This window comes from Desulfatiglans parachlorophenolica (assembly GCF_055394735.1).
Map to the genome: position 1 here is coordinate 1,443,785 of NZ_AP042460.1, position 12,341 is coordinate 1,456,125.

At 50.3% G+C, this 12,341-nt stretch carries 17 protein-coding genes; 10 read left to right on the plus strand and 7 right to left on the minus strand.

The features are described 5' to 3' along the window. Positions 1-29: 29 nt before the first annotated feature. The 5 genes from ACZ500_RS06860 to ACZ500_RS06880 form a co-directional block, all read right to left on the minus strand. The gene (locus ACZ500_RS06860; RefSeq protein WP_464231763.1) at positions 30-2,690 is read right to left on the minus strand and encodes an IPT/TIG domain-containing protein; all 2,661 of its coding nucleotides are present in this window, start codon (positions 2,688-2,690) and stop codon (positions 30-32) included. A gap of 222 nt (positions 2,691-2,912) precedes the next feature. Beyond that, entirely contained in the window at positions 2,913-3,407 is a 495-nt protein-coding gene (locus tag ACZ500_RS06865) for a hypothetical protein (RefSeq protein ID WP_464231764.1), read from the minus strand. A 334-nt stretch (positions 3,408-3,741) separates the two neighbouring features. Continuing rightward, complete coding sequence (locus ACZ500_RS06870; RefSeq protein WP_464231765.1) at positions 3,742-4,170, minus strand: PKD domain-containing protein; 429 nt, start codon at positions 4,168-4,170, stop codon at positions 3,742-3,744. Positions 4,171-4,206: 36 nt separating this feature from the next. Then, on the minus strand, positions 4,207-4,401 hold the full coding sequence (locus ACZ500_RS06875; protein ID WP_464231766.1) for a hypothetical protein: 195 nt from the start codon (positions 4,399-4,401) through the stop codon (positions 4,207-4,209). Beyond that, entirely contained in the window at positions 4,388-4,561 is a 174-nt protein-coding gene (locus ACZ500_RS06880) for a hypothetical protein (protein ID WP_464231767.1), read from the minus strand. The genes ACZ500_RS06875 and ACZ500_RS06880 overlap by 14 nt, the downstream gene beginning before the upstream one ends. A 514-nt stretch (positions 4,562-5,075) precedes the next feature. Between ACZ500_RS06880 and ACZ500_RS06885 the strand changes: the two genes are divergently transcribed. Next, entirely contained in the window at positions 5,076-5,312 is a 237-nt protein-coding gene (locus ACZ500_RS06885) for a hypothetical protein (protein ID WP_464231768.1), read from the plus strand. A gap of 14 nt (positions 5,313-5,326) precedes the next feature. Here ACZ500_RS06885 and ACZ500_RS06890 read toward each other — a convergent pair whose 3' ends face one another. Both ACZ500_RS06890 and ACZ500_RS06895 read right to left on the minus strand, forming a co-directional pair. Beyond that, positions 5,327-6,256: a helix-turn-helix domain-containing protein gene (locus tag ACZ500_RS06890; RefSeq protein WP_464231769.1), complete on the minus strand. Its 930-nt coding sequence runs from the start codon at positions 6,254-6,256 to the stop codon at positions 5,327-5,329. An 808-nt stretch (positions 6,257-7,064) separates the two neighbouring features. After that, entirely contained in the window at positions 7,065-7,187 is a 123-nt protein-coding gene (locus ACZ500_RS06895; RefSeq protein ID WP_464231770.1) for a hypothetical protein, read from the minus strand. Between the two features lie 182 nt (positions 7,188-7,369). Between ACZ500_RS06895 and ACZ500_RS06900 the strand changes: the two genes are divergently transcribed. The 9 genes from ACZ500_RS06900 to ACZ500_RS06940 all read left to right on the plus strand — a co-directional run bounded on the left by ACZ500_RS06900 (position 7,370) and on the right by ACZ500_RS06940 (position 11,935). Beyond that, entirely contained in the window at positions 7,370-7,555 is a 186-nt protein-coding gene (locus ACZ500_RS06900; protein ID WP_464231771.1) for a hypothetical protein, read from the plus strand. A gap of 117 nt (positions 7,556-7,672) precedes the next feature. Further along, a complete protein-coding gene (locus ACZ500_RS06905; protein ID WP_464231772.1) occupies positions 7,673-8,206 on the plus strand; it encodes a hydrogenase maturation protease in 534 nt (177 codons plus the stop codon). Between the two features lie 2 nt (positions 8,207-8,208). After that, positions 8,209-8,454: a hypothetical protein gene (locus tag ACZ500_RS06910; RefSeq protein WP_464231773.1), complete on the plus strand. Its 246-nt coding sequence runs from the start codon at positions 8,209-8,211 to the stop codon at positions 8,452-8,454. Between the two features lie 95 nt (positions 8,455-8,549). Next, positions 8,550-9,173, plus strand: coding sequence for an FmdE family protein (locus tag ACZ500_RS06915; RefSeq protein ID WP_464231774.1), 624 nt, complete (start codon positions 8,550-8,552; stop codon positions 9,171-9,173). Positions 9,174-9,405: 232 nt separating this feature from the next. Then, positions 9,406-9,594: a CooT family nickel-binding protein gene (locus ACZ500_RS06920; RefSeq protein WP_464231775.1), complete on the plus strand. Its 189-nt coding sequence runs from the start codon at positions 9,406-9,408 to the stop codon at positions 9,592-9,594. 99 nt (positions 9,595-9,693) lie between these two features. Beyond that, positions 9,694-10,536 (plus strand): hypothetical protein, encoded by an 843-nt coding sequence (locus tag ACZ500_RS06925; protein WP_464231776.1) that lies wholly within the window; start codon positions 9,694-9,696, stop codon positions 10,534-10,536. A 34-nt stretch (positions 10,537-10,570) separates the two neighbouring features. Further along, positions 10,571-11,350 carry a two-component system sensor histidine kinase NtrB gene (locus ACZ500_RS06930; RefSeq protein ID WP_464231777.1) on the plus strand — a complete coding sequence of 260 codons (780 nt, stop codon included), beginning with the start codon at positions 10,571-10,573 and terminating at the stop codon, positions 11,348-11,350. A gap of 23 nt (positions 11,351-11,373) precedes the next feature. Then, a complete protein-coding gene (locus ACZ500_RS06935) occupies positions 11,374-11,796 on the plus strand; it encodes a DUF3842 family protein (protein ID WP_464231778.1) in 423 nt (140 codons plus the stop codon). Beyond that, positions 11,789-11,935, plus strand: coding sequence for a CooT family nickel-binding protein (locus ACZ500_RS06940; RefSeq protein WP_464231779.1), 147 nt, complete (start codon positions 11,789-11,791; stop codon positions 11,933-11,935). The genes ACZ500_RS06935 and ACZ500_RS06940 overlap by 8 nt, the downstream gene beginning before the upstream one ends. Positions 11,936-12,341 lie beyond the last annotated feature (406 nt).

Consider the following 12,341-nt stretch of genomic DNA (forward strand, 5'->3'; position numbering starts at 1 on the left):
GCCTTGCACCTGGGGGATCTTTTCACGCGTCAGTCCTCGAACGATTCGCAACCCGGGGTTGTCATCCCGCCCATGTACTCGATGTTTCTGACCGAATACGTGATGTACCATGGCCTGTCTCCGGAATCCTTGCGGCAGGAAGGCACCCATGCGCCATCCGCATCCGGCTCGATCCAGTAAACATGGACGTCGAAGTCGCTCACATCGCCCTCTTGCTTGTCCTTGGGATTCCAGAGGTTGAGCTTCGACTCTCTGGTCACTTTTGTGACGTTGGTCCAGTTCACGTTGAATTCACCCTCGAAACCCACTTTGAAGAGTTGCCCCAGTTTGGCGTCCATTTTGAATTTCGCATAACCGCCCACTGTGTCCATGACAGAGTCTTCCAACACCAACTGAGCGGATATGGCGGTTTCGTCCTGGACGTAGTACCAATGTGCAGAAGCCTGGGCATAGATTTCGCCGTCCGGCACATCTTCATCCTTGTAAGTGTTTACGCAACCGGCCACGTGGGTAGGCAGGTCCGGGAGATAGTCCGTAACGTAGGAGCTGTCCGCGGCGAACTGCTGGGGACGTATGAAGAGCGTCTGATTGAGACTGATGGAAATAACGGTATTCCCCGAGGGGTGTTCATCGTAGTCGAACCACTCATACTCCACGAAGTCGAACACGGGCACCAGCATCACCAACATGATGTCCGCCCCGTCGGTCGCGCAATTTGCGTTGCTCACCGCCAGTGACCGGGTGAATTCCGTGCCGTAGGCATAGTGCGCCCCGACGCTCACCTGCATTTCTATCGGTGACTTTTTCCCGCCCTCTTCGAAAAAGGCCCCCGCCTTTAAGTCCAATTCGAAGGAGGTGGTTTCCTGGTCGTCCCTGTAAAGGGTCAGGCAGGTCAGGTTTTCCTCGACCGTCCCACCGTTGTAGACGAACGGCGGCGCGTCCACCACCCCCAGAATGGGGCACTGGTCGAAGGTCGAAGAAAGCTCCTTGTCGAAATCGACCGTCGTGGTACCCTGGTAGCGCCAGGAGCCCAGATCCTTTTCCTTTCGCCAGTGGCATAGCCCCAAAAGGGGATCGTAGAAGACATAGAGGCCACCGATCAGGTCCGGGTAAGTCGTCCCGCCCGAGGGATCAGCCCCGGCGTTCGAGGTCGAAGGCGCGTAAGCCACCGTCGCAGTGGGGTGGCGCATGGTCATGGTTCCCCACTTGTGCTTGTCGACCCAGCCGTGGTCCCCCTGGTCGGGATTCGCCTCGTCGTAATAGAGAATATTGACGTAACCGGTTGTGCCCCGCCACACCAGGGCCACCTGTCCAACGCCTGTATTGGTGACAAAGGGGTTGGTATCCGTTTTTTCATTCAGCGCACTGTGCTTGACGCCCGTGCCGTTCTGATTGAGATAGGCGATGTTGATGTGACTGTCCGTATCGCGGTAAGCCAGCATGGTCTGATAAACGGGATCCTGTGTCCCGGGATCGGTGCCGGTACGCACAAATGTGGCGGTAGGTGCGCTGTCGGTATAAACCACCCCCCCGTTCTGAAAGACCACTTCGCGTTGGGTGCGATCCCAATTGAGCAGGAGCGGTTGGTCTGAAGGTGGAACAGGCGCCGATATCCAGTAAACGTGCTTGTTGGCGAGTTTGTAATAAAGTTCGAGGCGGTTGGTGGTGGGATTATAGACCGGAGCGGGTTCATCCGTGGCATCCTTGATGTACGGAAGATCGCCGATGTCCCACACATCCTCCACGAAGAACTCACCTTTACCCTGATCGTACAGGGTTTCCTCACGGTGAAAGGCGCAGCGGTAGCTGCTGTTTTCCTCCATCCAGAACACGAGCAGTCCGTCACGCACCAGCAGGGGAACCACCCCTTTGCCGGTCACCGGCATGGTGCCGTCCGACAGTTTCAGGTAATGGCATTCACTCTCCCAGATCCCAGTAGTCAGATCATAGCGGATAAAGGCAATGGCTTCGATGTTATGAGAGTAGTTGACCGGGAAAAACAGCCACAGCTTTCCGAGATAGTACACCGCCTGCGCGTTTTTGAGGGCGGACATGGAGCAGTCACCCCCCACATAATCTCCCGGCATGGGCGAATCGGGCACAAGGTTCAGGAAGTCGTCATCCCAGGCGATCCCTATGAGGTTTGAAACCTCCATCCCATATACGCCGCCTGGCGCATCGGGCACGGTCACGGTAACACGGTCCATCTGCCACTCGACGATTTCGCAGGGAATGCGCGTCTCTCCGCTGACCATCTGCACCGTGCCTGTCAGCGTGCCGAAAAAGGCGCCGTGAATCGTCACCTCCTCGTAGGGCACAACATTGGCGGGTCCCATCAGCGTATGGATTTCCGGCGGCATGACGTTCATACCGTCCAGCAGGGTGCAAGGAGGAAACGAGCGCCTTGAGAAAGGCCTGACGACGATGTCGTGCGGACCGGGTGACAGAGCCTTGTCCATGACGCAATATATGCCCCTGCTGCTCCATCGGAGCACTCGACAGGGTGCGCCGCCCACTCTCACGAGACCGCCCCGATTCCCAAAACCTACGCCTTTGACGAGAAACTTGCCGCCGAGGCCGGCCTGGGCGGGTTCAACGAAAAAGATACGAGGCACGACCGCCCCGGCTTCTGGCAACTGCAGGAAGGTCACCAAAAGAAGGATCATCAAAGCACTCAGCCTCTTGAACATAGCAATCCATCTCCCCTTTGAGTTCAAGCATTCAGTCCTGGATCTGAAAATTGCCTCAAGAGCCGAACAAAAAAACCCGGCCGGACAGAAGTTCTGAACTTCAAACTTGAACTACGGAATTGCTGTCAAACTCGATTAGTTACAAAAGATGTTATAGTTAAAACTCGTGCCTGCACCATGCTATTTTAAAACCATTTAAAACAAGTGCAAGTCATACTTAACTTAATTTAACCAGAAGCCAAAAAAATTTTCTCCTTTTTGTTGCTTGTGCAACATTTCTTTTTCGACCGCTATCGCCAGAAGCTTCAATTCCTGAGGTGCTTCCTGGGCAAATTCCGTCAAGAAATAAGCGATTCCGCCAGTATTTCGCAAAACACCTTCATCGCCACGAAGGACGGATTGAACAGCTTCCATATTGTCTTGAATGATGCATCTTGCCTGCTCCATAAGGACTGGACTATTGAGAAGTACATCCAACACTTCCTCAGAGCTTTCATAAAGCAAATTTACAAGCAATTTTCCTCTTTTTGTCTTAGAAAGAAATTCGTCCCGATATTTTCTAAGCTTTCTTAACTGGTGTGAATCGAAGATTAATTTCTCATAAGCAGTATTCCACGATGGTTCAGGTTCAGGGGGATCAGGAGGAATGGGGGAATTTACAATCGCAGGTTGCAACTCTTTCCGAAGGATAAGCTTGGTTAAGATAAGCAGTATCATAAAGGTTCACGCTTTTATGATATCGCACTCCAGTCAATATGCTCCCTTTTTCGATAGTGATATTCTTTGTTGAGAGCCATATTTCGCGCACTTCCCCTATCATCCCTGTCCAAAATTTCTTGTGGCCCTGGTCAGCTCCACAGTATGCAACATGAAAATGGACTACGTAATGGTAACAATCGTCATCTTCACTAGTAGAATACTCACAAGATATTGTTTCCAGTGTTTCGTTTCCAATGTTGAATTTTGTGCAGCTTTCTGTGTCAGGATCTCGAACTATGTCCGTCGGGTTACCAATAGAATAATTATCAGGATCTTCATTGTATACGATTAGTCAGTCAGTTGCGGAACTACCTTTGCTGTCTGTAACCGTAAGAGAAACATAATGCTCACCTCCCGAACTGAAACTTATGTTTCCAGGATACTCTTGTGATGAATCGGGTGCTCCTTCAAAATCCCAATAATAAGAATAGGGTGGCGTTCCCCCAGTTGCAGAACCCTCGAACGCTATAGAACTGTCGGAATATTCCTGAATATGGGAGAAAGGGTTGATTATTTTTGCTGTTAGTTCAGTGTTAGAAAACTCATCATATCCCATCTGATTCACTGGTCCGCATTTTCTATTGTTTGAAACCGATAAATCGCTCATCATCCCATTAGGTTCGACAGGTTCCATACCAAAAACCCATTCATCGGAAAACGAACTGTTTCCGGTTAACACAAATGTCATGAGTAAAGTTGCGAAAAGACAAAAATGTTTCATCTTTACACTCCTTTTCTCTATTTCAGATCAGTTGCACTACCCAAAGCAAAAGCCGAAAAGCGGTTCGTTTTGTGTCATTTTGTCTCGAATATCGGCTTTCAACAGTTCCGTGAGAGCCTTGAGGTGAAAAAGCGCCAGTTGACTGAAACCTTCGCACAACTGAATCCCTGGCTGACCAGCAGAACGCCATGAAGTCGATGATCGTATTACCGGGGCATCAAATATTTCCATCTCCGGGGGAAGATCTCCTGACGAAGGTCAAGGGCAGACAACGTGGTAGAAATGGAAATGCATTATGTTGCCCGTAATAACGCGATTCCTTGGATCTCATGATCTCGTCCTGGATCGCCATCCCCATGATATCGGGATCTGTAATTTCCAACTTGCGCATGCTCCATCTCCTTTCGTAGGCTAGCATATCAACAGTTTCCATTATGCGCAACTATCATCTATGTCGTCATGTATAAATTGCGCCCATGATGTCAATCTTTGAAGGTAAGCCCCTTTCAAACAACAAAATGCCTGGATTCTCCGCCTGCGCTTCTTTCGTAAGCGCTCCTTGCACATTTCCTTACTTCGACAATATCCTCACCTTTCGGTTTGCGCCAGGAAAAAATCCATATATATTACGAATAGATAGAACCTTATTTTGAATTTTATGGCCCGGAGGTCTCCTCGCATATCCTCATTGAATCAAAGTGTCGGTTGGCAGAATATGCTGTCGGGAAGGGGCCGTATTTTTCACAAACGCTTGACTAGAGGGGGTCGGATGTCGAATTATTCTGGCCTTGGGAATAGGGCGAAAGCGGGCATCGAAAGCAATTGGGGTAAAGGATGCAGCAGCACCCTTTACCCCCACAGGGGGGGCCGTGTGTCTTCTTTCCCCTCCATCTCGCTCCAGATATGTGCGCGCTACCGAATCCGAAACCGACTTCGCCTACATCCTCGCCCTCCTCAGACGCGGGTACTCCGAACACGATATCCAGTCCTTGCTCATCGAGCAACGGACCTCCTGGGATCATCACCAGGGCGAACGGAGGAAAAATGCCTACCTCGATAGAACCATCGCCAAGGCCAAGACCATCATCGAAAACAAGTCTGTCCAAATTACCCCGAAAATCACCACCAATCGTCCAGGATAATCAGAAAAAAAATGTCAGATTATTGTGAAAGACGACAACCCCTCTGAGAAGGCCACCTCGGCCAGGTCCAAATCGGTCTGTTGCAGGAGGGTTCGGGCCTTGGATAGCCTGGCATCACGAAGGACATTGAAGGCAGTTTTCCCGTAGAGCTGCTTGAAGCCCTGATTCAGTTTATTGCGGTTGATTCCTGCCAGTCGGCTCCGGGCCGTGAGGCTCGGAGGCTCGTCCAGCCTGGCCAAAAGGGTGTGATGCCCCTCGCGCACCCGCTCCAGGTCCTGACGGCTCAATTCCCAGGCATTCGGTCTCACGGTGTCTTCCAGTTCCCATAGCTTGAGCGCCACCAGTTCAAGGGCCTTGGCTTCCAGGAACAGTCTGCGGAGTTCTCCCTGATACGGACATTCAAGAATCTGTTTCAGGATCAGAAAGGTGTCTCCGTTGAAGGCACTTTGTCGAAAAAGCCGTCGTTCCCGAAAGGTGCCATAGTGGGTTATGTCCAACTTTCTCAGGCACCCAGGAAGCTTGTCAAACAGCTTTCCAAAAGCGAGCATGGAAAAGTGGAGAGAAACGCCGGAAATCCGGCCTCCCTGGGACTCAACCATGCCTTTAGTCTTTGGCAAATAGGCTATCACACCGTCTCCGGGCGATCGTTCCACCACCTGTTCATTTCTAGCGCCGCTCTTTATGGTGACTCGCATTCTCTGGGAAAGGTTATAGCAGAAGGTCAGCGGGGCACGCTCGACTTCATAGGCCATATGAAAGCCACGAGACGCTACACGGTCGCCTACAATCATCCGAAGGCCGGACCTGAGATAGATATTCTCAAACATCCCTTCCCCGTTCTCTTCGTCGTGGTTCACAACGATTTCCGATGGGCAAGGATCTTTGGAAAGACTCGATCGTGTTGACACCTTTTCCTCTTCTGTTACATCAATGTACCGGTTCATAACATTTTTCCATGGAGTTTCGGGTTGGCATTCGATGATTCAGGGTACGCAATTTTGAACTGGATCAAATAATTGTATCCAAGATCGGTTAAACGCATCTTGGCAAAGCCGTATTTAGCGAAAGAAGCTTCCACTTCTTAGTTTTCTTGGGTTCGGACCAAGATAACCAACTGCAAAACAAAGAAAACATGGGCAAAAGAGGCACTTCGAGCAGCTTAGCAGCACGTTTTGGACTTCAAAAAGCGGCGCTTTGGGTGCCCCTCGGTTATCCACTTACGCCCCCACCTTCATAGTCATCACTGGATACCTGGGACATCCATACATCGTTTACCCCAATTCTTTTCTATGTTCGCTTTCGCCCAATTCCCAAAGTCAGAATATTCCGACATCCGGCCCCTTCCAATCAAACTTCTGTGAAAAATTCCGTCCCTTTCCCAACAGCATATCCTATCAAGCAACATCAACGCCATAGAACTCAAAACGCTCAGGCAAGGGGAACCTGCCATACGAAAAAATTCCCTTGACAAAGGAAAACCCTTGACAGAGACCATTTAATTCTGTATAAGATATATTGTTAAATTAGCAAATAGGAACAGAAGTTCCCTCGTTTTAAAGAGTCTCGAATCCATTTGACTGAAAGCCACGAAGGCCTGTTCCCCCAGAAGGGGAAAGGTGTGAGTGGCTTTTTTATTGAAAAAGGGGACTTACAAGAAGTCCTGGATTCCCTCGCCTGATGAGCGGATAAACCATGGTGTTCCATATATACATAGTATCCATCCGGAAATGATTTCCCGGTACAAGCCGGTTTTCAATCCGGAAAGGAGGATTTTTGGCCAATATCAAGGAAATCAAGCGTTTGCGCGGAGGCGACCTGTGGGTCACCGCACAAGCAAACGTGCAGATTGACGCCGAGATTCGCCAAAAAGACCATTTCCGGATGGAAACTACATAGCATTGAAGGTCCTATGGTCCTGAAAAACCGACTTCCAACATGACGGCTCGGAGAAGCGCCTGTCCGCCCCACCATTGTGGAAAGGACGCCAACCTGTCCGAATATCCAACCTTCAAGAACCGAATTTCGGCAAGAAGCCCTTTTCTTGCAAGAGATATTTTATGAGCGCTTTTGTTTCGCGCGACGGCTATCTTCTGGTGGCTCTGCCCCTGCCCTTTCATGAAACACAGAAGCTTGGTTCAACATTTTCCTATACGCCTGTCATGAAACAATTCGGCGACCCAAGCGAGGCACTGAGCCTTACCGGCATCCTGAGTGGGTGGGCTCATTCGGGTTTGTCAGCATAGCCAAAAAGATTGAGCTGACATCGGAAATATGCGTGAAGATGATATCCGTCAGCAACAACCCTTATGAAGCTATCGGGTCGGCGGACTGATAGATTTGTGGATACGGGGTGTCACACCTTGAAAAATGCATTGATCATCGGTCTCGGCGATGTTCTGAAGGGGGATGAGGGAGTCGGCAGTTTCCTCATCGAGATCCTCGCACAGGATATTCCTGGCGACTCGGTCCATCTCACCTATTTGGGCGATGATCCGCGGTGGGCTGGAGGATTGATCCACGCTGCGGACCTGGTCCTCATTGTCGGGGCTTTCGCTCTTGGCGGACCACCTGGCCGGTTCCACATGTGGTCCTATAAGGTGTTTCAACGCCATGTCGACTGGATGGCCAATGTATATCAAACGATACAGTTTTTGGCACAGGCTCTGGCGAGGGCCGAACTGGCGGGAGGATTGCCGAAAGACCTCACATTCCTATGGATCGAACCCTACAAGATAGAAGGCTTTGGCATGTCCGGCCAAATGCGCAAGGCAATGTGGAAAGGTGTTGGGGAGATCAAACAACGGCTTTCTGCGAGAGGGTTATTGCCTGAGAAGGCCTTGAAGGTATCTCGGTTCTTCAGCGTCAACCCCGTTTATCCACATAAAGGAGACTGACGATGGAAAGGACGGAAGCCTTACGTTCTATTTCCTATGAGTTGGTGGAATATATTCAGGAGAGCGTACCGGTGGATTTTGACCATATCAAGCAGATGCCGACCTCCTTTCTTTTTGCAGGAAAGACCTACAGGATCCGGGAGATACTAGGCCGATTCAGATTGCATGAAACAAGCCCTCAAAATGCGTTTTTGATCTGCGCAGCCAGCGACGAGGTCTATTTCCTGAATTTTACACCTGGATTGTGAATCATCGCAGTCCATTCCACGAGGGCTGCTGGGTCCTCTCCTTTCGGATCCTGACGGATGGTGAATTGATGGCCCTGTATCGGGAGGATAGAAAAATGCTCGTCCATATGACGTTAAAAAGAGTTGTCGATTTTCATGGGCACCTATGCCCAGATCTGGTGTTGGGTGGCAAAGCCTGCCAATATGCGCAGAAACTGCTGTCATTGAACGGAAAATTGGCAGGAGGCATCTCCATTATCACTGAAAATTCGACATCCGCTCTCGACGCAATTCAAGTTATGTTGGGCGCCATGATCGGGAACCAGCGTCTTAGGGTTATGGATTTTGGAAAGCACAATTATACCTTTATGAGCAAAGCCGAACCCGCGGCCTTCAGACTCTCACTGTTGCCCCAATTCTACGGGGACGAAAAAACATACAACGCACTCGAACAAAGGATCGTGCACAATCAGGCGGTACTGGATGACGTGCTCCAACTTCAGGGACTGCTGGACAGTCGCGTGAAACACCTTCTCAGTCTGTCTCCTGAAAATCTTTATGCTGCAGCCGCTGTTGAACCCCGACAAGACCCGACGGAGTTGACCAGCGTTTATCTAACCTGCTGCAAATGTCGAGAACAAGCATTAAAAAGCCGCATCATTGAACGCGATGGTGCAATGTATTGTGTCCCATGTTTCAGAGAAATCAATATAGATTCCCGGCGATTCGGCATTCACTGAAAGGATATGCTATGTAATTTATTGGAAAGTCACGAAAATTTATTAATCACTGCAATGAAAATAGCAATGATCATATAAATGAATACAAACATTTTGCACCGAATTGGAATCAAATAGCAAGAATGAGAGAGCACAATGCATACAGTAAGTGGCGGTATTGATAGTGCGGGCCAACAATTATCCAAACAGTTCCCAGACAATATTTTGATATGCTGATAATAGGAGGTTTATTATGTGCGAAGCGCATGCCTTTATTTGCAGAAACGAGCAGGAGGAGAAGCTGCTCGAAAGCGTTGATATTGTAGAAATAGAAGTCGATGATGTGAAACTGATCAACATCTTTGGGGAGCAGAAAGCCATCAGGGCCCGGCTCAAACGCTATGACAACACGCAAAGAAAGATCCTATTCGAGGAGCTCTAAGCCGGCATCTCATGTGGTATGACCTCCCTTTTACCATCGAAAAGATCGACCACAAGGAAAGCGCAACCATAAAAAGTAGGCAAGAAGGAGATCGATCGAATGAAAACTACAGTGGAAATGAGTGTTCTGTACCTACCCATGAAAACGCCAAGAGGCTGGTTTGTGCTATATCAACCGGAATACGCAAACCCGAACGTTTTTAACCTTCATGAGTCCGGCCGGTTCAAACATCGGCCTCCCATTCGACAGGAGTGCGGTGCACGCCTCCTCGTCAGTGAAGATCTTCGATTAGCTGTCCAGTACATGCACATCGTTGATGAAAAATTCACGGACGAGGCAACCGGAGCACTGTATTCCTGCACCAACAGACACGGCCTTGTCGAGCTGAAACCTGATAGAGCCTTGGACCTGAGCGGGCTGGAGGGCGATGCGATCGATGACCGCACGCGAAAAGAAATCGAGAGGGCCTATAGTGAATGGTTTTCCTCATTGCCTCAAACCAGTGATGGTCATATGGACGTTGAGGCGATTAACAGAGCATCGATCGCAGCAATGGAAAAAGGCCAAAGGCTGTGCCGTGAATGGTTCATAAAGAGCAACATGTCGTGGATACAACCCTTCCTGCCCAGGATGATCCAGGATTTTCGGAACGGCATTTATGAGAGGGCCGCAGACGCACTCTATGCCGAATACAGGCAAAAAGGCGGGGAAAAGCCCGAGTCGGACTTTATCAAGAAAGTCAATCTGTTTGCGAGAATCTATGAAAGCGAAGGATTGCTGAAACCGGATGGGAATACGTGGCAGAGTGAGGATGAGCTTTGGGACTGCTGGGTCGCTTTTTCGGGATCCGAACCCGAGGCAAAGAGGCTCTGTTCGACCTTGGCGTCCATCTTGCCCGCTTTGAGGGAAGAATTACAGGAAGAGTTGGGCATCAAGAGCTGACGTATTTGTCCATATGTGTAGAGGAGGTCGAAACATGTCGCTCAGTCTGGACCATGATGTGCCCGTCGAAAATCTTGACGCATGTAACTCCGCCGGGCCTTCGCACATGCTCGGGGGTATCGCCCACGATTTCAGGAACTTCATCCACATCATCGCCGTAAGCGCCAACAGGATGAAGAAATCTACACAGGACATCAAGATGGTGAAGCAGTGTGATCTTATTATCGATGTGTGTCGTATGGCATTCGAATTGGTGAATGACACGATCTGCCTGGCCAAAGGCGATCAAAACTCTCTTCATGAGATCGATCTGAATAGGGAGGTAGAGCGAAGGGCGGCCTTAATTGGAGGGACCTTGCCTGACAACGTCCAGATTAAAATGGATCTCGACCCCTCTTTACCCGCCGTTGCCGGCAATGCCTCCGAGATGGGCCGAGTTATCGTGAATCTCGTCAATAATGCTAAAGATGCTGTTGGCGAAGGCGGCCAGATCATGATAACGAGCCAAAGTATCCGCCAGGAAGAAGTTGGTTGTCAGCAGCACGCTGATACCAATGGCGGCGACTTCGCAGCAGTGGCAATATCCGATACCGGGCCAGGTATTTCCTCACACCTTATCCCAAGAATTTTCGATCCGTTCGTATCAACAAAAAATAGCGGAGACAATGCCGGATTGGGCCTCACTATGGCTCGCGCCATCATCGAAAGGCATCGAGGCTGGATTGATGTGAAAAGTCAGATCGGCCAAGGCACTTGTTTCACTGTCTATCTTCCTGCCATCGCAAAAAACATCGACAGCCAAAACGCCCTATAAATCAAGAGGTTAGCGGAATCATTGTGGGAAAATCCATTTGTGTTATCGATGGCCAAGGCGGCGGCATCGGCGCTACCCTGATCAAATATTTGAAACCGGTAGTGCAAGAAGACGTTCTGATCATCGCCCTGGGGACAAGCGCCATCGCTGCGGCCCAAATGCTCAAAGCGGGGGCCAACAAAGGGGCGTCCGGCGAAAACGCCGTGTGCTGCGGCATTTTGGAGGCCGATTGCATCGTGGCTCCGATCGCTGTGACATGGGCCAATGCCATGCTGGGCGAAGTGACCCCAAAAATGGCTATGGCCATAACCTCAAGTCCTGTGCCGAAGATCCTGATTCCCCTCACGCAAGAGAGTGTCCGGATCGTCGGCCTGCTCGGAGAACCCCTCCCCCACTTGGTACAGGAGGCTGTGCTCCTCGTAAAGGAGATATTAGAGTGTGTGTGAATCCAATGCGTATCTTGCCGAAGGAGATGCAGAGTTCTCGATCATGGCATCGGTAGATGTGCTGGAGCAGGATGGCGAGGAGGTCTGGCGGCTGGTGGATCTTTTTGAAAGCGGAAAGCTCATCAACTACCGGATCTAGCGGATGAATCTGGTGAATCAGCAAATTCCGCTCAAGGTATAAGACAGCCGAAATCGCCTTGCCCCCAAACCACCTAAAGCTGCCGTATCAATGCCACAAGCGCCGACTTGTCCGCAAATATCCTCTGTCTGCTCTCCGCGCGGCCTCCCTTTCGGTAGGATCCCTTTCTCCTTTCGCTTGTTTGAGCAGGAGCGCCCTTTTCTCTCTAACCTCCGCCTGCATGGCCCTCACGTCTTGGGCATTCCCCCTTGAGTTTGCGTAGCTCCTCCGCACATCGATCCTCGGCGTCCTGGGCCGCATGCCCGATCGCTATGGATTCATCCACCGGTTTTTCGACCCTTGCCGACAGATCTTCAGAGAATCCTGGCTGGCCTTGAAAAAAGCAGAGTCCCCCAACAACACAGCC